This window comes from Streptomyces sp. NBC_00370, assembly GCF_036084755.1.
Taxonomy (GTDB): domain Bacteria; phylum Actinomycetota; class Actinomycetes; order Streptomycetales; family Streptomycetaceae; genus Streptomyces.
The window spans coordinates 4,293,892-4,319,816 of record NZ_CP107968.1; the positions used below are offsets into that span (position 1 = coordinate 4,293,892).

Sequence of the window (25,925 nt, forward strand, 5' to 3'; positions counted from 1 at the left end):
CATTCGTCCGTCCGCCCGGTCGACGGGCGGTCAGTCCACGAGAGCGTCGGGCATGCCCTTGCTGCGTGGCTGTTCGCCGACCATCTTGCCCCACACGATCATTCGATAGGTACTGGTGAATTCCGGGGTACAGGTCGTGAGCGTGATGTACCGCCCGGGTTTGGTGAAACCGGAGCCCTGCGGCACCGGCTGGATCACGCTGACGTTCGACGGAGGCGTCTGCGGGAGCGTGTTTGTCACGTCGTACGTGTAGTACGTGTCCTGCGTCTCGACGACCACTTCGTCGCCCGGCTTCAGCCGGTTGATGTAGCGGAACGGTTCGCCGTGGGTGTTGCGGTGGCCCGCCACCGCGAAGTTGCCCGTCTTGTCGGACGGCATCGCCGTCTTGAGGCTGCCCTCGGAGTAGTGGCCGACCATCCCGTGGTCGAGGACCTTCGACTTGCTGGTGCCCTCGGCGATCGGCACGACGACGTCCAGCTTCGGGATGTGCATGATGGCGAAGCCCTGTCCCGGCTCGAAGACGCCCGCCGGATGGCCCTTGTTGTTCTTCCAGGTGTCCTGGATCTTGTTCGCCTCTTTGCCCGCGTACTGGTCGGCCGCCACGTTCGTCCACCAGAGCTGGTACGTGACGAAGAGCAGCATCAGGACGCCGAAGGTGATGAACAGTTCACCGACGGCGCGGCTGGCGATGACCCCCGGGCTGTCCTTCAGCGCCTTCGCCGCGCGCCGCGCCTCGACCCGGGACAGCGGACGGGCGGGCGCGCCGCCCGCGGCCGTGGCGGCTGCTGTCGCCGCCTGTTGGGGGCGCGGACGGCCCCGGCCGCCCTTCGCCGCCTTCCGGCGCTCGGCGCGGCCTCCAGGGCGCGGCTCGGCGTCCACGGAGGCGCTCTCGGCGTCCGCCGCCTCCTGCGCCTCGACGGCGCGGCGCAGATCGGCCGTACGCAGCCCGACGGTCTCGTCGTCCAGCACGGGCGCCACGGGCCGTACGGGAGGGGCGGGTTGGGCAGGCGGCGCGGGTTGGGCGGGCACGGCGGGCTGGACGCGAGTGGGCGGTGCGGGCTCGGCGGGCGGGACGGGAGCGGCCGGCCGCACAGGAACTCCCGGCTGCGCGGGGACTTCCGGCTGCACAGGTGTCGCCGGCTGGGCGGGCGCCGCGGGTATCGGCTCGGCCTCCGGCTTACGGGCGTGCTTGCCACCGCCACCGCCACCACCGCCCGGCTGCGCGGCGCGCGCGGCCGGGCGCTGTCCGGGGAGCGGGTCGGTCAGCGGGTCCACCAGGCCGTCGACGGCCGCCTCGAACGCGTTGTCGTCCCCGTACGGCTGCTGCGGCTCGTACGGGCCGCCGGCGCCGATCCCGGCTTCGTGTTCGGGGCGGAGGGCGGTCACGCGACGACTGCCTTGCCCACCACCGGCGCGAGTCCGGCCGACCGCGCCACCGCTTCCGGATCCCCGCACTGCGCCAGCCAGTTGGCCAGCATCAGATGGCCGTGCTCGGTGAGCACCGACTCGGGATGGAACTGCACGCCCTCGACGGCCAGTTCACGGTGGCGTACGCCCATGACGATGCCGTCGGCCGTCCACGCGGTGACTTCCAGCTCGGCCGGCAGCTCGGCGGGGTCCGCCGCCAGCGAGTGGTAGCGCGTCGCGGTGAACGGCGAGGGCAGTCCGGCGAAGACGCCCCCGCCCGCGTGCGTCACCGGCGACGTCTTGCCGTGCAGCAGCTCGGGGGCCCGGCCGACGACCCCGCCGTACGCGACGGCCATCGACTGCATGCCGAGACAGACGCCGAAGACGGGCACGCCGGTCGCCGCGCAGTGCCGCACCATCTCGACGCAGACACCGGCCTGTTCGGGGGTGCCGGGCCCTGGCGAGAGCAGCACGCCGTCGAAGCCGTCCTGCGCGTGGGAGGTCGCCACCTCGTCGTTGCGCAGCACCTCGCACTCGGCGCCGAGCTGGTAGAGGTACTGGACGAGGTTGAAGACGAAGCTGTCGTAGTTGTCGACGACGAGGATGCGGGCGGGGCTCATCCTGCGGCCCCCGATCCGCCGTCGACCGTCACGTCGTTGAAGGGCAGCAGTGGCTCGGCCCACGGGAAGACGTACTGGAACAGCAGATACACGACGCCGAGCGCGAGGACGAGCGAGATGACCGCCCGCACCCACACGTTGCCCGGCAGATGTCGCCAGAACCAGCCGTACATGCTGTCCCTTCCGTTCGGTACCGCACCAGGCGGCACCGCACCAGACTAAAGGTCGCCACGGACACGTGGGCGGCGATGGGTCAGCTAGGGCCTTTCGTTTGGATCAGGCCGGATCAGGGAGCGGGGGCTGGTGTCGTGGATCGCAAGGCGGAGGAGGGAGGCGACGCGGAGCGTCGCCGACCGACGACAACGCCGCGAGGCGCGGCACCAGCCCCCGCGAGCCCGGCAAGATCCGAACGAGAGGCCCTAGGGAGCCGTCGGGGTTCGCCGTTCGTCACAGCGCGGGCTTCGCGTAGTGGAGATCGACCGGGCCCGAGTAGCCGGGGAGCGTCGTCGTGCCGTCGTCCTCGACCTTCCAGCCGAGGCCGTACGCCTGGACGTACAGCAGGTAGTTCTGGATCGGCGGTGACGCGTTGATCGCCTTGTGGAGCTTGTCCGGGTCGCCGACCGCGGTGATCTTGTACGGCGGTGAGTAGACCCGGCCCTGGAGGATGAGCGTGTTGCCGACGCACCGTACGGCGCTGGTGGAGATCAGCCGCTGGTCCATGACCCGGATGCCCTGGGCGCCGCCCTCCCAGAGGGCGTTGACGACGGCCTGCAGATCCTGCTGGTGGATGACGAGGTCGTTGGGCTGCGGGTCGGGGTAGCCGGGGTTGGCCGTGGCGTCCGGCGGGGCGTCGTTGAGGGTGACGGTGACGGCCCGGCCGGTGAGCTTGCGGGTACCGGCGGCGTTCTCCAGCCCGCGCAGCTTGGCGTCCTCGGCGGCGGTGGAGCCGTCGTCCCGTCCGGCGAGGGTGTCGACGTCCGTGCGTACGGTGGCGGTCGACCTGTCCAGCTCGCCGTTCTTGCGGCTGCGCTCCTGGATGAGGTCGGAGAGCTTCAGCAGGGAGGTGTCGGTACGGATGTTGGTGCCCTTGGCCGTGTTGAAGCTCGTGACGAAGATCAGCCCGGCCAGCGCGAAGACGGCGATCGTGAGCAGCCGCACCGGCCGCAGCCCGCGCCGGGCCGGAGAGGGGCCCGGGGCGGGGTCGGGGGCCTGCGCCGGGGTGTGGTCCTGGCCGCGGTCCCGCGCCTTGTCCGGACCTTCGGGGAAGTCGGCGGAATTGGTCAACGTACCCTTATCTCCCTAGGCGCCACGGAAGCACTACGCTAACGGACGCCCGGGGGAGCCGGTGTTCCCCCTGTTCTCCGCCCCCGGCACCCCGTTCCATTCCCTGCGCGGTCACGCAGCGCATCGACAGGAGAGTTCCTCGTGCCGAAGTCACGTATCCGCAAGAAGGCCGACTTCACGCCGCCGCCGTCGGCGACGCAGCCGGCCGCCATAAAGCTGTCCAACCGCAGCTGGGTGGCACCGCTCATGCTCGCGATGTTCCTCGTGGGACTCGCGTGGATCGTGTTGTTCTACGTGACCGAGGGCGATCTGCCGCTGAAGCCCTTCGGCAACTGGAACATCGTGGTCGGTTTCGGCTTCATCGCGGCCGGGTTCGGCTTCTCCACCCAGTGGAAGTAGCGCGCCTCTCCGGCGTGACGTGGAGTTATCCACAGCACTGTCCACAAGCAGGGGAAAAGGTCAGACGATCTGTGGATAACTCCACGGTTTGTTGACGCCGGTGTGACTGCGTCGGCCCTCGCGCCGATCCAGTCGCCCCTTGTCGCCGCTGGTCAGACCCACATCGGCGACAAGGGGTACAGATGTTCCCCACAGTTTGCACAAGATCCGGCACACTCTGTGGACAACTCTGGCCTCAGCTCGGCCCTGACGGTCACATCAGGTGAGCGCGGCAGTTCTGTAGATGACGATCGCGACGGTCACCAGCAGCATCAGCCCGCTCGCCCCGTACTGCAGCAGGGCCCGGTGGGCGCGCGGCGCGTAGACCATCGCGACACCGATGACCGTGCCGGCGACGAGTCCGCCGATATGCGCCTGCCAGGCGATCCCGGCCCAGCCGAAGGTGATGATCAGGTTGATCACCAGCAGGGCGACGACCGGCCGCATGTCGTAGTTGAGCTTGCGCACCAGCACGACCGTCGCGCCGAACAGGCCGAAGATCGCGCCGGACGCGCCGACCGTGAGCTGGTACTGGCTGGCGAGCAGATACGTCAGCGCGCTGCCCGCGAGGCCCGAGACCAGGTAGAGCGTGAGATAGCGCGCCCGGCCGAGCGCGGCCTCCAGCGGACCGCCGATCATCCACAGGCTGAGCATGTTGAAGCCGATGTGCAGGAACGCCTCGTGGGTGAAGACCGAGGTGAACAGCCGGTAGTACTCGCCGTCCGCCACCCCGATGAGCCCGCCGCGCCCGTCGGCCGCGTAGCCGACGAGACCGAGATCGTCGGCCAGCCGCGTGCCCACGACCTGGATCAGGATGAACACCACGAGATTGATCGCGACCAGCAGCTTCGTGACCAGCCGGGGGTCGGCCGTGACGGACCCGCCGACCAGGGTGCGCGGTCGGGTCGCGGCCGCCGGCTGTCCCGTACCCGAGCCCTCCCGCACGCAGTTCGGGCACTGGAAGCCGACCGAGGCGCTGACCATGCACTCGGGGCAGATGGGCCGGTCGCAGCGGGTGCACCGTATGCCGGTCTCGCGGTCGGGATGCCGGTAACAGCGGGGCGGTGCGTCGCTGACGGCGGGCTGGTCCTGGCCTCCATGGCCGTCGGGCGGCTGCTCCATCGGTCCCTCTTGCTCCCCTCGGTCCTCGGTGCTGCGTGCGCTGCGTACCGGCCCGCCGGGCAGCACGCACCGCGTGCCCGCCCGTCCGGTACGTAAGCAGTACGGACGGGCGGGGCGGGATGGTTCCCCGAAGCGGAGAACCGGACGTCAGCGCCCGGTCAGCGGGTCTCAACCTCGACCGACTCGATCACGACGTCCTGCACCGGACGGTCGGTGCGCGGGTTGGTCTCCGTGGCGATGATGGCGTCCACGACCTTCTTGCCCTCGTCCGTGCTGACCTCACCGAAGATGGTGTGCTTGCGGGTCAGCCAGGTGGTCGGCGAGACGGTGATGAAGAACTGCGAGCCGTTGGTGCCCGGGCCGGCATTCGCCATGGCCAGCAGGTACGGCTTGTCGAAGGCGAGGTCGGGGTGGAACTCGTCGCCGAACTCGTAGCCGGGGCCGCCGGTGCCGTTGCCCAGCGGGTCGCCGCCCTGGATCATGAATCCGCTGATCACGCGGTGGAAGACCGTGCCGTCGTAGAGCCGGTCCGTGGTCTTCTTGCCGGTCTCGGGGTGGACCCACTCGCGCTCGCCCTGGGCGAGCTCCACGAAGTTCTTGACCGTCTTGGGCGCGTGGTTCGGCAGGAGCCGGATCTCGATGTCGCCTTGATTGGTCTTCAGGGTGGCGTAAAGCTGCTCGGCCACGATGTGCCTTCCATGAGTCGTCACTGACTCTCACGATCCTCGCACGGAAGGTGCGGCGGTCGGCCGGGCATGGCCGGGAAGGGTCGCCGAAGAGGCGCCGGAACGGCGCTGAGGGGTCGCCGAAGCGACGCGCGGGCGCGGCCGGCGGGCGATTCCGGGGTCACCGACGTGTGTGAGTCCGCCGTCGGCGGACAGGTGTGGAGAAGAGGTGACCGAGGTCGCGCCGGAAACACGGGCATGACCCGGATGCCCGTATGGCATGCCGAGGCCGAGCCCAGCAGGCATGATTTCGAAAAGGGTGGACAGGCGACATAACGAACGCCACCGAGGAGGATGATCCTGTGACCCGCATGGACAGCGTGCGCGCCGCTACCGGTTCGGCGAAGGAGAGCGTGCAGCACGCCGCGGAAGCGGTGGCCCCTTACGCCGACACGGCCAAGGAGCAGGCCGCTCAGTACGCGCACGAGGCGCGCGTACGGCTCGCCCCGACAATGTCAAAGGCCGCCAAGCAGGCCCGTATTCAGGCTAAACAGGCCCGTATTCAGTACGACGCCAGGGTGGCGCCTCATGTGCCCCCAAAGGTCGATGTCGCCGCGCACCGGGCCGCGGTCAGCACCCGTAAGGCGGCCCGTCAGGCTGCCGAGTACACGCGTCAGGCCGCTGATTACACGGTCCCGCGGGTCGAGCAGGCCGTGGCCACGGCCCAGCCGGTCGCGGAGGAGGCCGCGGCACGTTCCGCTGCCGCCCTGGCCGCGCTGCGCGGACAGGTGACGGCGAAGGAGATCCACAAGCTGGTGCGCAAGCACGAGCGCCGGGCCAGGGCCGGCCGGCTGGCCAAGGGCCTTGCCGTCGTCGGTGTACTGGCCGGTGGTGCCTTCGCCGCGTGGAAGTGGTGGGACAAGCAGGCCAATCCGGACTGGCTGGTCGAGCCGCCCGCCGCTACCGAGGTCTCCGACCGCGCTCCGCTGACGTCCGTCGACGGCAGTACCGGTGCCACGGTCGTGGATCCGCTCGACCCCGAGGTCGAGGCCAAGCAGGCCGAGGCGGAGGCTGAGGCAGCGGCTCGGAAGGCTGATGGGGAGGATCGTTCCTGATCGTGCGCCGCGGTGGTACACGCCGCGGTGACAGCGCGTTCGCATGGCGCCGGGAGACCGCGGGTATCCCGGCGCCTCACGCTGCGACGAGCGCGGCTTGGGCGGCGTACGCGTTCTCGTCGGCGGCGGCAGACGTCTCGGACGAACCGTCGGCGTCGTCGATCCCTACAGGCAGGTGCCGGACCGAGGGCGAGGAACCGTGCGCCTCGGCGCGGATGCGCTGCTTGATCGTGGGCGGCAGCGAGCGGTCACGCGGCAGCGGGGCGGGCAGTAGTGCCCAGCCCGACTGGGCCGCACCTTCCTCTCGGTGGGTCGTGCCGAAGGGCGCGGGAACCGGCTGGTCGGCCGGCTGCTCGGCGGGCTGCTGAACAGCGGCACCGGCCGCGGTGGCGGGGGCGGTGAGGCCCAGTGAGGTGAGCACCGCGAAGAACGCGGTGAGGAAGACGGTCCACAGACTCTTGACCTTGAAGGCGGCCATGACCCCTCGCTTTCGGGTTGGGCGATCTACTTACCTTCCTTATGATGAGTACGCATTTCGGGAATCCACGGAGCGACGCCGCCCGTGCGCAGCTCTTAGGATGAACACCACTCTTACGGTCCAATCACCGTGCGGAAATCCTGATCTGTGTGTGCGTCAGGCCCGGTGCCGCAGGTGCGCGGGCTGCCGGCTGATCCGTACGAGCCGGTCGAAGTCGACGGCGACGCCGCGCAGCAGCAGGTCCACCAGCCGGCCCGCCGCGCCCTTGGCGGGCGATACGTCGCCGAACAGGGCCCGCTGATACACCGTCGACGCGAGCAGGTCGACCAGCAGCTCCGGATCCACGTCGGGCAGCAGATCACCCCGGTCGACCGCGCGGGCGACCGCTGTCGTGGCGGCCCTGCGGCTGGGCCGCAGCAGCTCGTCGAGCAGCCTGCGGTGCAGGTCGGCGTCGGGGGCGCAGTCCGCGATCAGCGCGGCCAGCACCCCGGACGGCAGCCGTTCGTGCAGCGCGTCGGCGAGCAGTTCGACACTCTCGATCAGATCGCAGCGGGTGCAGCCGTTGTCGGGCACCGGCGGGACGACGAGGACCGAGGCGAGCGCGTCGATGAGCAGGTTCTGTCGTACGGGCCAGCGCCTGCGGATCGCCGCCTTCGTCGTCGCCGCACGGGCGGCCACCTTCTCCAGCGCGAACCCGGCGTATCCGCTCTCGCCCAGCACGTCGAGCGTGGCCGCCAGGACGGCGGCGTCGATGGCCGGATCGCGCGGGCGGCCGGGCGCCGAAGGGGTCATCGCCCGGCGTCCTGCGGGTACCAGCGCAGCTCGACCGTGTTGCCGTCCGGGTCCGCCACGTATACGGAGCGCGCTTCGCCGCGCGCCCCGTACCGTCCAACGGGTCCTTCCAGGACGGTGAAGACCCCGGAGTCGATGACCTCCTGCCAGTCCAACGGCTCGACGACCAGGCAGAGATGGTCCACGTTCGACTCGCCGCGCGGCCGGTCGACCAGGTCGATGATCGTCACCGGGCTGACCCGTACGGAGGGGAAGGGCACTTTCCCCGCCCGCCATTCCGCCACCCGGACGGGTTCCAGGCCGAGCGGCCCGCAGTAGAACTCAAGGGCGCGCTCCACGTCCCCCACGTTGAGCACCAGATGATCGAAGTCCTTGACGCGCATGGCTCCCCCTTGGTGGCTGCTGCCGGACTCATTACGATCCGGACCGGTCCGGATCGTAATCGTTGCCGGCGTTCTCGTCCAGCCTGCGGGCCAGCGCGCGTACGAGATCACGCAGCGCGGCCGGGTGCTCGATCACGAACGGGCTGTCGAGAGCGGCGATCACGGGTGGGATCCAGTCCAGCCGCTCGGCCCGGATCCGGACCTGGATCCAGCCGGTGTCCCCGTCGGGCCCCGCCGTGGCCGGGGACAGGGTGGCGACGCCGGGCGGGAGGTGGCGGCGGATGTGCTCGGGACCGGCCTTGATCCGCAGGGACACGTCGTGGGCCCACGGGGTGCGGGCGAGGCTGTCCACCACGGTGGCCGCCGGGTCGAAGCCGGCCGGAACGGCGAACGACCCGGGCAGTACGCGCAGGGCGGAGATCCGGTCGAGACGGAAGGTGCGCACCTCACCGCTGTCCGGATCGGCGCCGGTCAGGTACCAGCGCCCGGAATGCGCCACGAGTCCGTACGGCAGCACGGTGCGTTCGCTGTCGTGGCCCTTGCGGTCGGTGTAGCTGATCGCCACCGGCCGCCGCGCGCGTGCGGCCTCGGCCAGCTCCAGCAGCACATCCGTCCCGGGCGCGACGCCCGGCCGTGGACGCGCGGTGAAGTCGGCCGTCGCCAGCAGCGCCTCAAGCCGCTGCCCCAGAGCCCGGGGCAGCACCCGCCGCAGCTTCGCCGCCGCGCTCTCGCCCGCCGCCGCGGACGTGGTGACAAGACCGGCCCGCTGACCGGCCAGCAGACCGAGCAGCACGGCCAGGGCCTCTTCGTCGGTGAGCATCAGCGGCGGCATCCGGTAACCGGGCGCGAGCCGGTAGCCGCCGTAGCGGCCACGCACCGAGTCGACGGGCACCCCCAGCTCCAGGAGGTGGCCGACGTAGCGGCGCACGGTGCGCTCGTCCACGTCCAGCCGGGCGGCCAGGTCGGGCACCGTACGCAGGCCGCCACTCTGCAGGATCTCCAGCAGGGCGAGGACTCGGGCGGTCGATGTGGTCACGGCACGAAGTCTGCCGCAGATACCGGGCGGATTCTGTCCGGTATCGGTCGTAGCGTTCGAGGTGTCCGCACCTTTACCGCCCTTACTGACAGGAGCCCCCTCATGAATTTCGTTTCGGTCCGGGTCATCACCGACGACGTCGCTCGTCTCGTCACGTTCTACGAAAAGGTCATCGCCGTTCCGGCCGCGTGGTCGACCCCGGAATTTGCCGAACTCGTCACGCCCTCATGCACGCTGGCCATCGCCGGCACCCGCACCGTGGCCCTGTTCGGCGCCGGTAGCGCGGAGCCGGCCGCCAACCGTACGGTGATCATCGAATTCCGGGTCGCCGACGTGGACGCGGAATACCGGCGGCTGACCGCCCTCGACTGCGAGGTCGTACAGACCCCGACGACCATGCCGTGGGGCAACCGTTCGCTGCTGCTCAGGGACCCGGACGGAAATCTGCTGAATCTCTTCACGCCCGTCACCGCCGACGCGGTACGCAGGCAGGACCGCTGAGGCAGTCGGGGTGTGGCTGGCCACACCCCAAGTGGATGGCGCACTGCAATGACCCGGCTGCGGCGCTGCGACATGGTCGTCCGTATGCGATCACCATCCCGTCCCACCAGCACGTTCGGCGTGCTCACCGCCCTCGCTGTGGCCCTCGTCCCCGCGTTCGTCTACGCTCCCCGCCCGCTGGCCGCCGCCGTCTCCGGCCACGACTACGGCAGTCAGGGCGATCTCACCGACAGCTTCTCCGAGACGTTCGTCGGTTACTGGAATTCCGGCGACCGGCGATACACCCCGGACCTGGCGAGGGTCGTCGACTACTGGTCCGCCTATCACGTGGTGAAGGCGGTGGCCGCCGCACTGCTGCTGGGTGTGCTCGTCGCGCTCGGAATTCTCCTCCGGAAGGCGTTTCCGCGGACTACGGGACAGCGGACTGCGGGAAAGGGGAGAAGAACCGCTGTCGCGTCGGCCGGGGCGGTCGTCACGGCGCTCGCGCTTTTCTCCGTCGTGCTGCTCATGGCCAATGTCCAGGGCGCGATTGCCCCCTTCTCCTCACTCCTTTCGCTGCTGGACCATCCGCCGCACGGAGCACTCGCCGACGCCGTCCACGACATACGCCGGCGGCTGGCCGACTATCCGGAGACCGGCGCCGGAACTCCCCCCGCCCTCAGGGTGATGGTCGACGACTTCGCCCGCTATCACGTAGTGATAGCCGTCGCCGCGACGACGGTGGTGGCCGTCCTTGTCGCGCTGAGCGTGGTGGCGTGGAAGCGGTTTGTCCGGACGGACGCCTCCGACCGGCGGGCGCGGCGGCTGTTCAGGTCGTTCGGCCTCGGCTGGGCCGTGGTCGCCGTCCCCTTCGTCGTCATCGCCGTGGCGAATGTGACCGTCACGGCCGATCCGGCGCCCGCCCTGCTGGCCTTCTTCGAAGGCGGCTGGTGACGGGCGGCTGGTGACAGGCGGTCAGGCGCTGAGGTTGAGATAGGCGAGGACGGCGAGCACCCGGCGGTGCTGGGCGTCGTCGGGCGGCAGCCCGAGCTTCGCGAAGACATTGCCGATGTGCTTCTCCACCGCGCTGTTGGACAGCGCGAGCCGGCGGGCGATGGCCGTGTTGGAATGCCCCTCGGCCATCAGCCCCAGCAGCTGCCGCTCCCGCGGGGTCAGCGCGGCCAGCGGGTCGTCCCGGCGACGGCCGGTCAGCACCTGGGCGACCACCTGCGGATCGAGCACCGTCGCACCACGGGCGACGCGCGCCAGGGCGTCCAGGAACTCCTCGACCTTGGCGACCCGGTCCTTCAGCAGATAGCCGACGGCGCCGGACCCGTCGGCGAGCAGCTCGGCGGCGTAGGACACCTCCACGTACTGACTGAGCACGAGCATGGGGGAGCCCGGCAGCTGTCCGCGCGCGGTGATCGCCGCCCGCAGCCCCTCGTCGGTGTGCGTCGGCGGCATCCGTACGTCGACGACCGAGACGTCCGGGCGGTGTGCGAGCACCGCTTCGACCAAGGCGGGGCCGTCACCGACGGCGGCCACCACCTCGTGACCGTCCTCGGCGAGCAGCCGGACCAGCCCCTCGCGCAGCAGCACGGCGTCGTCGGCGACGACGATCCGCAGCGGGTCCCGGGCGGCCGGGACGGAGGTCAGCGACATGGCAGCGCCGCGCTGACCGTCGTAGGGCCGTCCTCGGGGCTGTCCACCCGGAGTTGGCCGCCGACCGCCTGCACCCGGTCGGCCAGCCCGCGCAGCCCGTGGCCCTTGGCCAGAGCCGCGCCGCCCACCCCGTCGTCCGTCACCCAGACCCGCAGGGTGCCCTCCGCGTGCCGCATGCCGACGGTGCAGCTGCCGGCACAACTGTGCTTGGCCACGTTCGTCAGCGCCTCCGCGACCACGAAGTAGGCGGCCGTCTCCACGGCGGGGTCCAGCCGGCCGTCCGTCGGACCGGCGTCGAGTGCGGCGGGTACGACACAGCGCGCCGCCAGCGCGGACAGCGCCTCCCGCAGCCCCCGGTCGGCGAGGATCGGCGGGGCGATGCCGCGTGACAGGGCCCGTAGCTCGTCCAGCGCCTCCTGGGTCTGCACGACGGCGTCGGCCAGTGCCGCCCGTACCAGTTCCGGATCACGGTCGAAGTGGTGCTGGGCGCGGCCCAGTTCCATCGCGAGCCGGACGAGCTGCTGTTGGGGCCCGTCGTGGATGTCGCGTTCGAGCCGGCGCAGGGCCGCCGCCTCGGCCGTCACCGCTGCGACGGCCTGCGCGCGTGCGGTGTCCCGCTCCCGCTCAAGACCGCTGATCCTGCGGTGCAGCGCGGACATGTCGGACAGCAGCGCCTGGCCCAGACCGGCCTGCGCGGCCACGCACATCCGGGTCACCAGCGGCAGGGTGGACAGCAGCAGGACGGCGAGCGTGAGCGCGAAGGCGAGCCGCCCGCCCGGCGACGTCAGCCCCAGGCTCAGGGCGACGTGGGAGCGCTCGCTGCCCGCGTACAGCGTCATGGGCCGCAGCGATCCCGGCGTGACCTGGCTGCGCAGGGGGTACGTGGCGGTCGCGACGCCCGCGAACCACCACAGCGCGGTGACCGCCGAGGTCACCAGCACGACGGGCAGCACCAGTACGGCGTGCGCCAGGTCGAGCCACAGCCCCGGGTCGGCCGCTTCGGGCGTCCCCTTCGGCCCCGGCCGCCGGGCCGCTGTCGTCGTCCCCGTCCTGGCCGCCTGGGACCGGGCGGCGCCGATCCGCCACCACTCCAGATCGCCCGGCCACCGCGCCGTCGCCAGTGCGTGGGCCGCGAGGCGCGCCCCGCGCGGCAGCAGCGAGGCGGCCGCTCCGGCGCACAGAGCGCCGGTCACCAGCAGCAGACCGGCCACGGCGCTGACCGGCGCGGTGAGGAGGTACAGCGATTCCACGAGCGTGCGGCGCCCGAAGCGGGCGGTGGACCGGCCGCCCGGCCGCCACCGACCCGCGACCACGGAGAGCGACGACTGAGCCATGCCCCACAGCTTAATGTCGCGCCGACGCGGTCCTCAGACGATCGCGCCGAGCGCGACCTTCGCTGCCCGCGCGATGAGCGCGTCGTCGCGCTCGGCGTTCTTGGTGTCCCGGCGGGACATGACGGCGAGGACCACGGGAGCGGCGGTGGGCGGCCACAGGACGGCGATGTCGTTACGGGTCCCGTAGCCGCCCGTGCCGGTCTTGTCGCCGACCTGCCAGCCGTCCGGGGCGCCGGCCCGGATCGTGGTGGCGCCGGTGGTGTTGCGCTTGAGCCAGTCGGTCAGCACGGCACGCCGGTCCGCGGGGAGCGTGGCGCCGAGTACGTACGCCCGCAGACCGCCGGCGAGCGCGCGGGGCGTGCTGGTGTCGCGTACGTCACCGGGGACCGCGTCGCTGAGCGCGACTTCGTAGCGGTCACATCGCGTGACCTTGTCCCCGAGCCCGCGCAGCGCTGTCTGCAGGCCCCGGGGGCCGCCGAGTTGGCGGAAGAGAAGGTTGGCCGCGGTGTTGTCGCTGTAGCGGATCGCGGCGTCGCACAGCTCACGCAGGGTCAGTCCGGTGCCGGCGTGCTTCTCCGTGACCGGCGAATCGGACACGAGATCGTCGCGGTCGTAGCGCACCAGCCGCTCCAGCTGCCGGAGCGAGTACCGGTCCAGTACGGCGCCGGCGAGCAGCGCCTTGCAGGTGGAGGCGTAGGCGAACCGTTCGTCGGGCCGGTGCGTGACGGTCCGGCCGCTGCCGGTGTCGAGGGCGTACACGCCGAGCCGCGCGTCGAACTCCCGCTCAAGGCCGCCGAACGCGCCCTCCGTACGAGGAGCGGCGGGCGGCGGGGCCGGGGGCTTGGCGGCGGCCGGCTGCTCGCCGCGGGTGTCACCGTCACCGCAGCCGACCAGCGGCAGGGTCGCGGCCCCGGCCAGCGTGGCGAGCGCGGCGCGCCGGGAGAAAGGGATTGGGGTGCGCACCGTGTGCCGACTCTCCGTTCCGATGGGGTCGTTGGGGCGGGCCGGGCGCCGTTCAGCGGGCCGTTCGGCGCGCCAGGGCGCTGCTCAGCGGGCCAGGGCGCGCAGGAACCGCGCGGCGACGGGCCCCGCGTCGGCGCCGCCCGAGCCGCCGTCCTCCAGGAGCACCGACCACGCGAGGTCGGATCCGCCCTGGTAGCCGATCATCCAGGCGTGGGTGCGCGGCGGGTTGTCGCCGCCGAACTCGGCGGTTCCGGTCTTGGCGTGCGGCTCGCCCGGCAGTCCCTTCAGCGCGTGGGCGGAACCGGACGTCACGGTGGCCCGCATCAGCTCGCGGAGCCGGCCCGCGACCTCGGTGTCCAGTCGCGCCGGGGCCCGGTACTTCTTCCGTACCTCGTCCGGCACCAGCACCGGCTGGTCGAAGCCGCCGTTCTTGACCGTGGCGGCCATGGAGGCCATCACCAGGGGTGAGGCCAGGACACGTGCCTGGCCGATGGTGGCCGCTGCCTTGTCGTTGTCGCCCGTGTTGACGGGGACGCTGCCGTCGTAGGTGCTCGCGCCCACGTCCCAGCTGCCGCCGACGCCGAACGCCTGGGCCGCGTCGCGCAGGGCGGTGTCGGAGAGCCGGCCGCGCGCGTTGACGAAGTAGGTGTTGCAGGACCGGGCGAAGACGTCCCGGAACGTCGAGCCGGGGGGAAGGTCGAACTGGTCCTGGTTCTCGAACCGTTGCCCGTCGACGTCGGCGAACTTGGGGCAGGCCGCCGGGTCCCCCGGCCGCAGACCGCCCTTCAGCAGGGCGGCCGCGGTGACGACCTTGAAGGTGGAACCGGGCGGGTAGCGCCCTTCGAGCGCGCGGTTGAGACCGCCCGGCCGGTTGGCGGCGGCCAGTATGCGGCCGTTGTCCGGGTTGACGGCGACGATGGCTGCGTTGCCGTCGAAGTCCGCCAGCGCGTCGGCCGCCGCCCGCTGGACCCGCGGGTCGATGGTGGTGCGCACCGGGCGGCCCGCTGCCTTCGCCTCCGTACCGAGGTTCTTGACGGCGCGTCCGCTCTCCCGGTCGGCGGCCACCAGTGACTTGCCCGCCTTCCCGCCCCCGGACAGGACCTTGTCGTAGCGGGCCTCAAGTCCTGAGGCGCCTTTGCCGGTCGCCGGGTCGACGGTTCCGACGAGGCTGTCGGCCTGGAGCGGGTCACCCTCGGCGTCCAGCACCCGCGCCCGGTTGCCGGTGCTCTTGAGGGCGAGGGTCTGCCCGGACGTCAGCTCCGGGTGGACCGTCGGAGAGGTGAAGGCGACCTTCCAGCTGCCCGACGTGTCGACCACCCGCGCCCGGGAGCGCCAGGTGAGGTCGCCGGCGCCGGGGACCGTCATGGACACGGTGAAGGGGAAGTCCACCTCCCCGTCGTCCTTCTTCCGGCCCCCTGCCGCGTCGATGGTGGTCTTCGACGGCTTGAGGTTCGTCAGCACCGAGGTGAGGAGCGAGGCGGCGCTGTCGGGTGTGTCGGTGTAGCGCGCCGCCTTCCGCGCGTCGTGCCCGGCCCACCCGGCGAGGAAGGCCGCCAAGGGCTTGCGGGCGGACGTGACCTGCTCGTCGTCCTGGGCGTCGCCGCCCAGGAGGCTGAAGACGGCGTACCCGCCTCCCGCGAGCAGGCCGAGGGCCACGAGGACGGCGAGCAGTCGCCCCTGGCGTCTCCACCGTCCGTGCGTGGTGTGCGGGCCGTGGCTGTTCCGGCTGCCGGTGTGCGTCAAGGTGCTCTCCGTTTCCGAGTCGTCCGGAAGTCAAACCCGCCCATGACGCACATGTCGAATATGCTCTCGCCATCACAGCGATTCGCACGGTGTATCGACGCATGCCAGGGGGTGTGGACCGGCGGTGGAGAGGCATCCGGAGCCCACGAACACAAAGAGGCCTCCTGACTCGCGTTACCGCGGGTCAGGAGGCCTCTCGAAAAGTGGAGCCTAGGGGAGTCGAACCCCTGACATCTGCCATGCAAAGACAGCGCTCTACCAACTGAGCTAAGGCCCCCGGAACGGGTCGGGTACGGCTGAGCTGCGCAGAGCGGCGCGGCCGGTACCGGGGACCAGAGTACCGGGTCCCACGGGGGATCCCGCAAAAGGATTGGGACTCCCCGTCCGCGACCACGCTCCGTAGGATGCCCCACGAGGTTCGCAGCAGCGAAGCTGCCGCGAAGGGGATGCGATGGGGAGACGCGATGGACGCCGCACAGCAGGAATCCACAGCCAGAGCGAGAGAGCTGCAGAGAAGCTGGTACGGAGAGCCGCTGGGCGCTCTCTTCCGCAGGCTCATCGACGACCTGGGTCTCAACCAGGCCCGGCTGGCCGCGGTGCTCGGGCTCTCGGCGCCGATGCTCTCCCAGCTCATGAGCGGTCAGCGGGCGAAGATCGGCAACCCCGCCGTCGTCCAGCGCGTCCAGGCCCTGCAGGACCTGGCGGGACAGGTCGCCGACGGCAGCGTCGGCGCCGTGGAGGCCACGGACCGGATGGAAGCGATCAAGAAGTCGCAGGGTGGTTCCGTCCTCACCGGGACCAGCCAGACGACGAACAGCTCGGGCGCGCCGACGGTCCGCCGGGTGGTGCGGGAGATCCAGTCCCTGCTGCGGTCCGTCGCCGCTGCGGGCGACATCATCGACGCCGCCGACTCCCTCGCCCTCAGCCAGCCCGAACTGGCAGAGTTCCTCAGGGTGTACGGCGCCGGGCGCACCGCCGACGCGGTGGCCCACTACGAGGCGCACCAGGGCTGACCGAGGACGACGGGGGGCGGGCGCGGCGCAATGGGTGAGGTCTTCGCGGGACGGTACGAACTGATCGACCCGATCGGGCGCGGCGGTGTCGGCGCGGTCTGGCGGGCCTGGGACCAGCGGCGCAGGCGGTACGTCGCGGCCAAGGTCCTCCAGCAGAGCGACGCGCACACCCTGCTGCGCTTCGTCAGGGAACAGGCCCTGCGGATCGATCATCCCCATGTCCTCGCGCCGGCCAGCTGGGCGGCCGACGACGACAAGGTGCTGTTCACCATGGACCTGGTGAGCGGCGGCTCGCTGGCGCATCTCATAGGCGACTACGGACCGCTGCCGCCCCGCTTCGTCTGCACGCTCCTCGAACAGCTGCTGTCCGGACTCACCGCCGTGCACGCCGAGGGCGTCGTGCACCGCGACATCAAACCGGCGAACATCCTGCTGGAGGCCACCGGCACGGCCCGGCCGCATCTGCGCCTGTCGGACTTCGGCATCTCCATGCGCAAGGGCGAACCGCGCCTGACCGAAACCAACTACGTGGTGGGCACGCCCGGTTACTTCGCGCCCGAGCAGATGATGGGCGCCGAGCCCGACTTCCCCGCCGACCTCTTCGCCGTCGGCCTGGTCGCGCTCTACCTGTTGCAGGGTCAGAAACCCGACGCGAAGGCCCTGATCGAGTACTTCGCCGCGCACGGCACCCCCGGAGCGCCGCAGGGCATCCCCGAGCCGCTGTGGCACGTGCTGGCGGGCCTGCTGCAGCCGGACCCGAACCTCCGGTTCCGGACGGCCACCGGCACGCTCAAGGCCCTGTCGACGGCCGTACAGCTGCTCCCCGAACCCGGCCCCGACGACGAGCCGGTCGAGGTCTTCGACCAGATCGGTCCGCTGCCCGCCCCCTTCGGCCCGTCCGGTCCCCCGACGGGTCCCCGGCCGGGTCCTCAGCCAGGTGGTCCTCAGCCGGGTGACGCTCAGCCGGACCCGCGGTCGGGTCGGCAGCAGGTGATCCAGGCCGACCCCACGCCCACCCCCACGCCGACCCCCACCCCGCCGCCGCCCGCGCACCCGCCGACCGTGGCCGACACACCGGCGACACCGGTCACACCCGCCGCCCACGCCTCCGCCATGTCGGACACCGGCAGCTTCCACCTCCCGCCGCCGCCCTCTCCGTCGCCCCGACGCCAACACTTCCCGCAGCAGTCGCCCACGCCCTCCACAGCCATGCACGCGGCCGCCACCCGTCCCTACACCGCCGAGCGCCCGCAGGCCTCCGCGCCCTCCCACCGGGCCCCCAGCACACGACCGGGACCGCCCCCGAAGGTGACGGTCCCGGTCCTGCTGCTCGCTCTTGTCTGCTTCGCCGTGGGCATCTGGGCACTGACCCAGGCCTGACCGGCCTTCCTCACCAGGCCGGCGGCGGCCCGAACCCCTGCCCGGCGCCCGGTTCCTGACCCGCTGAACCCGCCGGACCCGCCGGACCAGCCGCACCCGCCGCCCGCCGCCTGGCCAGCAGCGTCCAGATCCCGAGCATCAGTACAAGCACGGTGCCCGCGCCGATCCCGGCGAACCCGACCAGCCGCATCGTCCCGTCGGGACCCGCCGCCCCCGCCGCGCTCCGCCCGTCCGTCGCCGCCTCACGGTCGTCGTCAGTCACCGCGAAGTCGCCCGCGGGACCCGCGTATCCAGGCCCGCTGGTGGCGTTGCCCTTCACGTTCGTCTCCAGCGTCAGCCCGTACGCCTTGTCGCCGAAGGTCTTGCCCACCTCGGGGCTGAGACTGACCCGCAGGTAGTACCAGCCGGCGAACCGCATGTCCTTGTCGCCCGAAGACGGGTCGAAGCGGTTCTCGTACGCCACCGGCGGCAGCGGCGGCAGCGACGTCGTCTTCTGCTTGCCGTCGTACGAGAGCGAGTCGCTGCTGTCGACGAGACCGCGCGCCGGGTTGTACAGCGCCACGGACAGCGCCCCGCCGACGTACCCCGTCCCGCCCGAACTGCCCAGGTCCACGCTGGTGAAGAGCTGCTGCCCCCAGTCGACCGGCACCCGGTAGAACAGCGACTGCCCCGGCTCGATCTTCGTCGCCCACTCGCCCCGCGTCAGCGACGTCGCGTCGGAGAAGCCGGCCCCGCCGGCGCGCTGCCTCGGTTCGGCGACAAGCGGCGCCGGGGAAGCGCTGGGCCAGTTCTCCGGCGGCCTGGTCGGTCCCGCCGCGCTGAGCCCCGGCTCAGCGACGTCGCGTATCTCCAGCTCCCACGGATCGTCGGCCGCGTCGTCCCCGCCGGTCCGCTCGATCACGACGTAGTACGTGCCGGCCTCCTGGCACAGCGGCGAGGTCGGGTCGACCGTCCGGTAGGCATAGGCGGCCAGCGGTCTGGGGTATTCCGTGGACGGCCCGAACTGGGCATTGTTGGAACTGCAGTTGATGCCGTCACGATTCTGCAGCGACACCTCGATCTTGTCCCCGTACGCGACCTTCGCACCGGCCCCCGGCACCGCCACGGCGGAGACGTACGCGTTGGTCTTCGCGTCCAGGTCGACGCGGTAGATGAGCTTGCCGTCCAGCCTGATCGTGTCGCGGTACGTGGACCCCGCCCGGATCGCCTTCGCGTCGCTCGTCGTGGCCGCCCCCGCGATCCGCTGCGCCCCGGGCTGGAAGGCGTACGAGCCCGGCCCGTCGGCCGCAGCCGCGGACTGACCCGGCAGCGCCGCCAGGAACAGTACGGCGCAGGCCCCGGCGCTGGCCGCTGTCGCACCCACCCGGCCGCGCGGACGCCCCGCCGGCCGCCGCCTCTTCAAGCGCTGCACGCGCCTCACGCGCCTCCCCCGTTCATCGCCCCGCGCACCGGTCACGGTGCCGGTCCATCCTGCACCGCCCGCACGTCACCTGGCACGGGTTTGCGCGCGCAAGGGCAGACCGCAAGGCACCCGGCCCCGGCAAGGCAGCACGAAGCCCCGGCCGCTCGGCGACCGGGGCTCGCATTCGACTATCGGGACTGCCGCGTCTCACACACCCGAACCTGCGGGCACGGAGTCGGTGGCCTCCGTCCACAGATCCTGCTCGGCGCGGTCCGCCTGGATCTGGCGGTACACGAGGAGCCCGCCGATGGCGGCCAGTGCGACCAGGAGAAGCTTCTTCACCGCGCGACCTCGTCTTTCCTTGACGTAGGAGTCTTCTGGCGCCCGACTATACACACCGACCGATACCGATCAGTGACCTGGCCGCCCGCCGACTCCCGGCCCTCAACCCGGCCCTCAACCCGGGCCTCAACTCGCGCCGCAACGAGGAGAAAGAACAGCCGGTCATAAGAACACGGAATGCAATCGGCCCGCACGGTACGGATACCGTGCGGGCCGAATGTCGCGGTGGGGCTACCAGGATTTGAACCTGGGGCCTCATCCTTATCAGGGATGCGCTCTAACCAACTGAGCTATAGCCCCGCGCTGCCCCTGAAGATTAGCGCACTTCACGGCCAGCCCCAAAATCGGTATCCGGTCCTCACTCGTCCTCGGCGAGGGTCAGCTCCACGCCGCCCACAAAGCCCGCCGAGAGGTTGTAGATGAACGATCCCAGCGTGGCCAGAGCCGTCGCGAGCACGACATCGATCACGGCGATGACGCCGGTGAAGATGAGCACGCGCGGCAGCGAGAGGAACGACTGGAGGTCGAACCCGTTGCCCTCGTTGGAACCGGTCGCCTCACTGATCGTGCCGCCGACGGTCGAGAAGACGCCCATCGCGTCCATGACCATCCACAGCACGGCGGCGGCGATGACCGTGCACACGCCGAGGGCGATGGAGAGCAGGAAGCTGACCTTCATCACCGACCACGGGTCGGCCTTGGCCACCCGCAGCCGCGCCTTGCGGGTGCGCGGTGTCGTACGCGCTCCCGTACGCGGCCTGCGTACCGCGGCCGGCGGCGCGGTGACAGGACCGGCCGATCCGACCGAGCCCACCGGACCGGCGGCCGCGGCGGGCCCCGCCGGCGCCGGCTGGGCGCCGCCGTGCCTGCCGGACTGACCGCCCGACGTCGGGGTCCCGCCCTGAGTCCCGCCCTGCGGCGCTGCGTACGCCTGCGGCGGGTGGTACGGCTGAGGTCCCGCCTGCTGCGACTGCTCAGCGCCGTACGTCTCGTACGGGGGCTGCTGCCCCCGACTGTCCGTCACCGTAACCCCCTGGGAGTCCGTGGCAGGGCCACGGGCACCGTTCGCTCCGGAAGCGGCCGACCCGGCGCCCGTGGCTCCACTCACGCTTTACTCCTCGTGCTCCCCGGCCGAAGGCTCCGTGCCCTCGACGGCATCGGCCGCTGTGGCCTCTTCGGTCCCCGGGTCATCGGTCCCGTCGACCTCTTCGGCCTCTCGGCCTGCCTCGGCGTTACGAGCGATACCGACGACGGCATCACGCTTGCCCAGGTTGATCAGTTGGACGCCCATGGTGTCACGGCCCGTCTCCCTGACTTCGTTGACTCGCGTGCGAATCACACCGCCGCTCAGCGTGATGGCGAGGATCTCATCCGTTTCCTCGGTCACCAGCGCTCCGACGAGAGACCCGCGGTCCTCCACAATCTTCGCAGCCTTGATGCCCAGGCCGCCACGGCCCTGGACGCGGTACTCCCGGATGGGGGTCCGCTTCGCGTACCCGCCGTCCGTCGCCGTGAAGACGAAGGTACCGGGCCTGACCACATTCATCGAGAGCAGTTCGTCTCCCTCACGGAAACTCATGCCCTTGACACCTGAGGTGGCACGGCCCATCGGCCGCAGGGCGTCGTCCGTCGCGGTGAACCTGATCGACTGCGCCTTACGGCTGATGAGCAGCAGATCGTCCTCGGCGGACACCAGCTCGGCGCCGATCAGCTCGTCGTCGCCACCCGCCTCCGTCTCCCGGAGGTTGATCGCGATGACACCCCCCGACCGCGGTGAATCGTAGTCCTTGAGCGAGGTCTTCTTGACCAGTCCCGCCTTGGTGGCCAGAACGAGATACGGGGCGGCCTCGTAATCCCGGATCGCGAGGATCTCCGCGATCTGCTCGTCCGGCTGGAAAGCGAGCAGATTGGCCACGTGCTGGCCGCGCGCCTCGCGTCCCGCGTCGGGCAGTTCGTACGCCTTCGCCCGGTAGACGCGGCCCTTGTTGGTGAAGAACAGCAGCCAGTGGTGGGTCGTCGACACGAAGAAGTGGTCGACGATGTCGTCCTCCTTCAGCTTCGTGCCCCGCACGCCCTTGCCGCCGCGCTTCTGCGAGCGGTAGTCGTCGGTCTTCGTACGCTTCACATAGCCGCCACGGCTGATCGTGACGACGATGTCCTCCTCGGCGATCAGGTCCTCGATGGACATGTCACCGTCGAAGGGCACCAGCTTGGAGCGCCGGTCGTCGCCGAACTTGTCGACGATGACGGCCAGCTCCTCGCTGACGATCTGCCGCTGCTTCTCCGGCGATGCCAGGATCGCGTTGTACTCGTTGATCTTGGCCTGAAGTTCGTCGTGCTCGGCGACGATCTTCTGCCGCTCCAGCGCGGCGAGCCGGCGCAGCTGCATCTCCAGGATCGCGTTGGCCTGGATCTCGTCGATCTCCAGCAGGCCCATCAGGCCCTCGCGCGCGGTCTCGACCGTGTCGCTGCGCCGGATCAGCGCGATGACCTCGTCGATCGCGTCGAGCGCCTTGAGCAGTCCACGCAGGATGTGCGCCCGCTCCTCGGCCTTGCGCAGCCGGAAGCGCGTACGGCGGACGATGACCTCGATCTGGTGCGTCACCCAGTGCCGGATGAACGCGTCCAGCGACAGGGTGCGCGGCACGCCGTCCACCAGCGCCAGCATGTTCGCGCTGAAGTTGCTCTGCAGATCGGTGTGCTTGTACAGGTTGTTCAGGACGACCTTGGCGACCGCGTCCCGCTTCAGGACGATGACCAGCCGCTGGCCGGTGCGCGACGACGTCTCGTCACGGACGTCGGCGATCCCGCCGACCTTGCCGTCCTTGACCAGGTCGGCAATCTTCTGGGCGAGATTGTCCGGGTTGGTCTGGTACGGCAGTTCGGTGACGACGAGACACTGCCGGTTCTGGATCTCCTCGACGGCGACAACCGCGCGCATCGTGATCGAGCCGCGGCCCGTGCGGTACGCGTCCTCGATGCCGTTGCGCCCCACGACCAGCGCGCCCGAGGGGAAGTCGGGGCCCTTGATGCGCTCGATCAGCGCGTCGAGCAGCTCCTCGTGACTGGCCTCGGGGTGCTCCAGCGCCCACTGCGCACCGGCCGCTACCTCGCGCAGATTGTGCGGCGGGATGTTGGTCGCCATCCCGACCGCGATCCCGGCGGAGCCGTTGACCAGCAGGTTCGGGAAACGGGCCGGCAGCACGACCGGCTCTTTGTTACGGCCGTCGTAGTTGTCGGTGAGGTCGACGGTCTCCTCGTCGATGTCCCTGACCATCTCCATGGACAGCGGCATCATCTTGCACTCGGTGTACCGCATGGCGGCGGCGGGGTCGTTGCCGGGAGAGCCGAAGTTGCCGTTGGAGTCCACCAGCGGCATCCGCATCGACCACGGCTGGGCCAGGCGCACCAGTGCGTCGTAGATCGACGAGTCACCGTGCGGGTGGTACGTACCCATGACGTCACCGACGACGCGGGCGCACTTGTAGAAGCCCTTCTCGGGCCGGTAGCCGCCGTCGTACATCGCGTACAGCACGCGGCGGTGCACGGGCTTGAGACCGTCCCGTACGTCCGGCAGCGCTCGCGAGACGATGACGGACATCGCGTAGTCGAGGTACGAGCGCTGCATCTCCGTCTCGAGCCCGACCGGCTCGACGCGCAGGGCCAGACCCTCCACCTGCACCGTCTCCGAGACGACAGGGGAGCCGGGCATACCGGGGGTCGGGCTCGCCGACGAGTCAGGCGTACCCGCCTCGTCGGCGTTGTCAGCGTTGTGGGGGGCGTTGTCGTCGGCCATTGCTGGTCAATGTTCCTTTCGGCCTTGTCGAATCCGTCAGCTGAGGCCGACTCAGATGTCGAGGAAGCGGACGTCCTTGGCGTTGCGCTGGATGAAGGAGCGCCGGGCCTCGACGTCCTCGCCCATCAGCACCGAGAACAGGTCGTCGGCCTGGGCCGCGTCGTCCAGGGTGACCTGGCCGAGCACCCGGTGGTCGATGTCCATCGTGGTGATCCGCAGTTCCTCTGCGTTCATCTCGCCCAGACCCTTGAAGCGCTGGATCGAGTTCTCGCGGACCCGCTTGCCGTTCTGCTTGCCCAGCTCGATCAGGGCGTCGCGCTCCCGGTCGGAGTAGGCGTACTCGAAGTCGTCCCTGCCCCAGCCGATCTTGTAGAGCGGCGGCCGGGAGAGATACACATGGCCGGCCTCGACCAGCGGGCGCATGAAGCGGAACAGGAACGTCAGCAGCAGCGTGTTGATGTGCTGTCCGTCGACGTCGGCGTCCGCCATCAGGATGATCTTGTGATAGCGGAGCTTCTCGATGTCGAAGTCCTCGTGCACACCCGTGCCGAAGGCCGAGATCAGCGCCTGCACCTCGGTGTTCTGCAGGATCTTGTCGATCCGCGCCTTCTCGACGTTCAGGATCTTGCCGCGGATGGGCAGGATCGCCTGGTACATCGGGTTACGGCCGGACTTCGCCGAGCCGCCGGCGGAGTCACCCTCGACGATGAAGATCTCGCACTTCGACGGGTCGTTGGACTGACAGTCGCTCAGCTTGCCGGGCAGCGAGGCGCTCTCCAGCAGCCCCTTACGACGGGTCAGGTCCCGCGCCTTACGGGCGGCGACCCGGGCCGTGGCGGCCTGGATCGACTTGCGGATGATGTCCGCCGCCTCGTTCGGGTTGCGGTCGAACCAGTCCGTCAGATGCTCGTGCACGATCTTCTGCACGAACGTCTTCGCCTCGGTGTTGCCGAGCTTGGTCTTCGTCTGGCCCTCGAACTGCGGCTCGCCCAGCTTCACCGAGATGATCGCCGTCAGACCCTCGCGGATGTCCTCGCCGGCGAGGTTGTCGTCCTTCTCGCGCAGGAACTTCTTCTCGCGCGCGTAGCGGTTGACCAGACCGGTCATCGCCGCGCGGAAGCCCTCTTCGTGCGTACCGCCCTCGTGCGTGTGGATCGTGTTGGCGAAGGAGTACACACCCTCGCTGTACTGCGCGTTCCACTGCATCGCGATCTCGACCGAGAGCAGCCGGTCCTTGTCCTCGGCCTCGATGTCGATGACCGTCGGGTGGATCAGCTCGCCCTTGCGGGAGTTCAGGTACTTCACGAAGTCGACGATGCCGCCCTCGTAGAAGTACGTCACCGTACGGGCCTGCTGCTCGGCAGCGGCCTCCTCGGCCGCCGCGTCGGCGCCCGCGACGTCCGCGGCCACCGCCGCCTTCGCCGACTCGCGCTCGTCCGTCAGCGTCAGCGTCAGGCCCTTGTTGAGGAAGGCCATCTCCTGGAAGCGGCGCGACAGCGTCTCGAACGAGTACTCGGTCGTCTCGAAGACGTCGGGGTCGGCCCAGAACGTGACGGTCGTGCCCGTCTCGTCCGTCTCCTCGTTCTGCGCCAGCGGAGCCGTCGGAACGCCGAGCTTGTAGTCCTGCGTCCAGCGGTGTCCCTCGGTCTTGACCTCGACGGACACCCGCGAGGACAGCGCGTTGACGACCGAGACACCGACGCCGTGCAGACCACCGGAGACGGCGTAGCCGCCGCCGCCGAACTTGCCGCCCGCGTGCAGCACCGTCAGCACGACCTCGACGGCCGGCTTGCCTTCGGACGGCACGATGCCGACGGGGATACCGCGGCCGTTGTCGATCACGCGCACCCCGCCGTCGGCGAGGATCGTCACGTCGATGGTGTCCGCGTGCCCGGCGAGCGCTTCGTCGACGGAGTTGTCGACGACCTCGTACACCAGGTGATGAAGGCCACGCTCACCGGTCGAGCCGATGTACATACCGGGCCGCTTGCGGACCGCGTCCAGCCCTTCCAGCACGGTGATCGCACTGGCGTTGTACGAGGCAGTCACCTCGCCGTGCTCGCCGGTCGCAGCGGACGGTGTCTTCTCATGGGGGTTGCCGGAATCGGCCACGAAGCGCCCTTTCTGGCACAGCGCAGGCCGTTCTCCGTGCAAGCGGGAGCGGCTGCGTCGTTCGGCTTGTGTCAGCATCTGTTGACGGTTCCCGCAAGCACAGCGGGATTTACCATCAGTCTACCGGTAGCGCCGACCCGAATGGGGGTTTGCGGGTACCTGAGTCCGCATGTGCCGCCCTGAATCAGCGCCCTCCGACTCCCCACATTCGGGAAGGGGCTCCAAGAGGCTCACACGGGCATTGAGCGCTTCGCACTGTCAACCTCTCGCCACGGTGAGGGACGCCTCAATCTTCCCGGGCGTCTTCCCAGGTCACACAGGGGTCGCCGGGCGAAGCCGACGGCGGTCGGAGGTCGGC

At 70.4% G+C, this 25,925-nt stretch carries 25 protein-coding genes and 2 tRNA genes; 6 read left to right on the forward strand and 21 right to left on the reverse strand.

Going from position 1 to position 25,925, the window contains the following annotated elements; genetic code table 11:
• Positions 1-30: 30 nt before the first annotated feature.
• The 4 genes from OHS57_RS19095 to OHS57_RS19110 all read right to left on the reverse strand — a co-directional run bounded on the left by OHS57_RS19095 (position 31) and on the right by OHS57_RS19110 (position 3,311).
• A complete protein-coding gene (locus OHS57_RS19095) occupies positions 31-1,386 on the reverse strand; it encodes a class E sortase (protein WP_328582782.1) in 1,356 nt (451 codons plus the stop codon).
• Positions 1,383-2,027, reverse strand: coding sequence for an aminodeoxychorismate/anthranilate synthase component II (locus tag OHS57_RS19100; RefSeq protein WP_041987452.1), 645 nt, complete (start codon positions 2,025-2,027; stop codon positions 1,383-1,385). Before OHS57_RS19100 ends, OHS57_RS19095 begins: the two co-directional genes overlap by 4 nt.
• On the reverse strand, positions 2,024-2,200 hold the full coding sequence (locus OHS57_RS19105) for a hypothetical protein (RefSeq protein WP_041987450.1): 177 nt from the start codon (positions 2,198-2,200) through the stop codon (positions 2,024-2,026). Before OHS57_RS19105 ends, OHS57_RS19100 begins: the two co-directional genes overlap by 4 nt.
• A 274-nt stretch (positions 2,201-2,474) precedes the next feature.
• On the reverse strand, positions 2,475-3,311 hold the full coding sequence (locus OHS57_RS19110; protein ID WP_443042921.1) for a DUF881 domain-containing protein: 837 nt from the start codon (positions 3,309-3,311) through the stop codon (positions 2,475-2,477).
• Between the two features lie 141 nt (positions 3,312-3,452).
• On the opposite strand from OHS57_RS19110, the gene crgA reads away from it, so the two are divergent.
• Positions 3,453-3,710: a cell division protein CrgA gene (gene crgA / locus OHS57_RS19115; RefSeq protein ID WP_041987448.1), complete on the forward strand. Its 258-nt coding sequence runs from the start codon at positions 3,453-3,455 to the stop codon at positions 3,708-3,710.
• A gap of 258 nt (positions 3,711-3,968) precedes the next feature.
• On the opposite strand, the gene OHS57_RS19120 is transcribed toward crgA, so the two are convergent.
• The gene (locus tag OHS57_RS19120; RefSeq protein ID WP_328582783.1) at positions 3,969-4,871 is read right to left on the reverse strand and encodes a rhomboid family intramembrane serine protease; all 903 of its coding nucleotides are present in this window, start codon (positions 4,869-4,871) and stop codon (positions 3,969-3,971) included.
• A gap of 158 nt (positions 4,872-5,029) precedes the next feature.
• The gene (locus OHS57_RS19125) at positions 5,030-5,557 is read right to left on the reverse strand and encodes a peptidylprolyl isomerase (protein WP_041987443.1); all 528 of its coding nucleotides are present in this window, start codon (positions 5,555-5,557) and stop codon (positions 5,030-5,032) included.
• A 341-nt stretch (positions 5,558-5,898) separates the two neighbouring features.
• Here OHS57_RS19125 and OHS57_RS19130 point away from each other — a divergent pair, with 341 nt between their 5' ends.
• Positions 5,899-6,651: a DUF5324 family protein gene (locus OHS57_RS19130; RefSeq protein WP_328582784.1), complete on the forward strand. Its 753-nt coding sequence runs from the start codon at positions 5,899-5,901 to the stop codon at positions 6,649-6,651.
• A 76-nt stretch (positions 6,652-6,727) separates the two neighbouring features.
• Here OHS57_RS19130 and OHS57_RS19135 read toward each other — a convergent pair whose 3' ends face one another.
• The 4 genes from OHS57_RS19135 to OHS57_RS19150 form a co-directional block, all read right to left on the reverse strand.
• Complete coding sequence (locus tag OHS57_RS19135) at positions 6,728-7,129, reverse strand: DUF6344 domain-containing protein (RefSeq protein ID WP_041987436.1); 402 nt, start codon at positions 7,127-7,129, stop codon at positions 6,728-6,730.
• A gap of 156 nt (positions 7,130-7,285) precedes the next feature.
• The gene (locus tag OHS57_RS19140; protein ID WP_328582785.1) at positions 7,286-7,921 is read right to left on the reverse strand and encodes a TetR-like C-terminal domain-containing protein; all 636 of its coding nucleotides are present in this window, start codon (positions 7,919-7,921) and stop codon (positions 7,286-7,288) included.
• Complete coding sequence (locus OHS57_RS19145; RefSeq protein ID WP_041987430.1) at positions 7,918-8,304, reverse strand: VOC family protein; 387 nt, start codon at positions 8,302-8,304, stop codon at positions 7,918-7,920. The genes OHS57_RS19140 and OHS57_RS19145 overlap by 4 nt, the downstream gene beginning before the upstream one ends.
• Before the next feature lie 31 nt (positions 8,305-8,335).
• The gene (locus tag OHS57_RS19150) at positions 8,336-9,340 is read right to left on the reverse strand and encodes a helix-turn-helix transcriptional regulator (protein ID WP_328582786.1); all 1,005 of its coding nucleotides are present in this window, start codon (positions 9,338-9,340) and stop codon (positions 8,336-8,338) included.
• 102 nt (positions 9,341-9,442) lie between these two features.
• On the opposite strand from OHS57_RS19150, the gene OHS57_RS19155 reads away from it, so the two are divergent.
• Both OHS57_RS19155 and OHS57_RS19160 read left to right on the forward strand, forming a co-directional pair.
• Complete coding sequence (locus OHS57_RS19155) at positions 9,443-9,841, forward strand: VOC family protein (protein WP_041987424.1); 399 nt, start codon at positions 9,443-9,445, stop codon at positions 9,839-9,841.
• Positions 9,842-9,925: 84 nt separating this feature from the next.
• Positions 9,926-10,774, forward strand: coding sequence for a hypothetical protein (locus OHS57_RS19160; protein WP_052457244.1), 849 nt, complete (start codon positions 9,926-9,928; stop codon positions 10,772-10,774).
• A gap of 21 nt (positions 10,775-10,795) precedes the next feature.
• On the opposite strand, the gene OHS57_RS19165 is transcribed toward OHS57_RS19160, so the two are convergent.
• From OHS57_RS19165 to OHS57_RS19185, 5 genes are all read right to left on the reverse strand, one after another.
• On the reverse strand, positions 10,796-11,446 hold the full coding sequence (locus OHS57_RS19165; RefSeq protein ID WP_041995653.1) for a LuxR C-terminal-related transcriptional regulator: 651 nt from the start codon (positions 11,444-11,446) through the stop codon (positions 10,796-10,798).
• Between the two features lie 26 nt (positions 11,447-11,472).
• Entirely contained in the window at positions 11,473-12,816 is a 1,344-nt protein-coding gene (locus OHS57_RS19170) for a sensor histidine kinase (RefSeq protein ID WP_328582787.1), read from the reverse strand.
• A 33-nt stretch (positions 12,817-12,849) separates the two neighbouring features.
• The gene (bla, locus tag OHS57_RS19175) at positions 12,850-13,767 is read right to left on the reverse strand and encodes a class A beta-lactamase (protein ID WP_443043079.1); all 918 of its coding nucleotides are present in this window, start codon (positions 13,765-13,767) and stop codon (positions 12,850-12,852) included.
• Between the two features lie 96 nt (positions 13,768-13,863).
• The gene (locus OHS57_RS19180) at positions 13,864-15,522 is read right to left on the reverse strand and encodes a penicillin-binding transpeptidase domain-containing protein (protein WP_443042922.1); all 1,659 of its coding nucleotides are present in this window, start codon (positions 15,520-15,522) and stop codon (positions 13,864-13,866) included.
• A gap of 204 nt (positions 15,523-15,726) precedes the next feature.
• Positions 15,727-15,799: transfer RNA gene (locus tag OHS57_RS19185), tRNA-Ala, on the reverse strand.
• 187 nt (positions 15,800-15,986) lie between these two features.
• Between OHS57_RS19185 and OHS57_RS19190 the strand changes: the two genes are divergently transcribed.
• Positions 15,987-16,535, forward strand: a complete 549-nt coding sequence (locus OHS57_RS19190; RefSeq protein ID WP_328582789.1) for a helix-turn-helix domain-containing protein — start codon at positions 15,987-15,989, stop codon at positions 16,533-16,535.
• A gap of 30 nt (positions 16,536-16,565) precedes the next feature.
• Complete coding sequence (locus OHS57_RS19195) at positions 16,566-17,915, forward strand: serine/threonine-protein kinase (protein WP_328582790.1); 1,350 nt, start codon at positions 16,566-16,568, stop codon at positions 17,913-17,915.
• A gap of 10 nt (positions 17,916-17,925) precedes the next feature.
• Here the strand turns inward: OHS57_RS19195 and OHS57_RS19200 are convergent, their stop codons facing one another.
• From OHS57_RS19200 to gyrB, 6 genes are all read right to left on the reverse strand, one after another.
• Positions 17,926-19,317 (reverse strand): hypothetical protein, encoded by a 1,392-nt coding sequence (locus tag OHS57_RS19200; protein WP_443043080.1) that lies wholly within the window; start codon positions 19,315-19,317, stop codon positions 17,926-17,928.
• 207 nt (positions 19,318-19,524) lie between these two features.
• The gene (locus tag OHS57_RS19205; protein ID WP_003958712.1) at positions 19,525-19,659 is read right to left on the reverse strand and encodes a DLW-39 family protein; all 135 of its coding nucleotides are present in this window, start codon (positions 19,657-19,659) and stop codon (positions 19,525-19,527) included.
• Between the two features lie 226 nt (positions 19,660-19,885).
• Positions 19,886-19,959 (reverse strand) — tRNA-Ile (locus OHS57_RS19210).
• 58 nt (positions 19,960-20,017) lie between these two features.
• Positions 20,018-20,683, reverse strand: a complete 666-nt coding sequence (locus OHS57_RS19215) for a DUF3566 domain-containing protein (protein WP_328582792.1) — start codon at positions 20,681-20,683, stop codon at positions 20,018-20,020.
• Between the two features lie 87 nt (positions 20,684-20,770).
• The gene (gene gyrA, locus OHS57_RS19220) at positions 20,771-23,371 is read right to left on the reverse strand and encodes a DNA gyrase subunit A (protein WP_328585107.1); all 2,601 of its coding nucleotides are present in this window, start codon (positions 23,369-23,371) and stop codon (positions 20,771-20,773) included.
• Positions 23,372-23,506: 135 nt separating this feature from the next.
• Entirely contained in the window at positions 23,507-25,645 is a 2,139-nt protein-coding gene (gene gyrB, locus OHS57_RS19225; protein ID WP_041987409.1) for a DNA topoisomerase (ATP-hydrolyzing) subunit B, read from the reverse strand.
• Between the last annotated feature and the right edge of the window lie 280 nt (positions 25,646-25,925).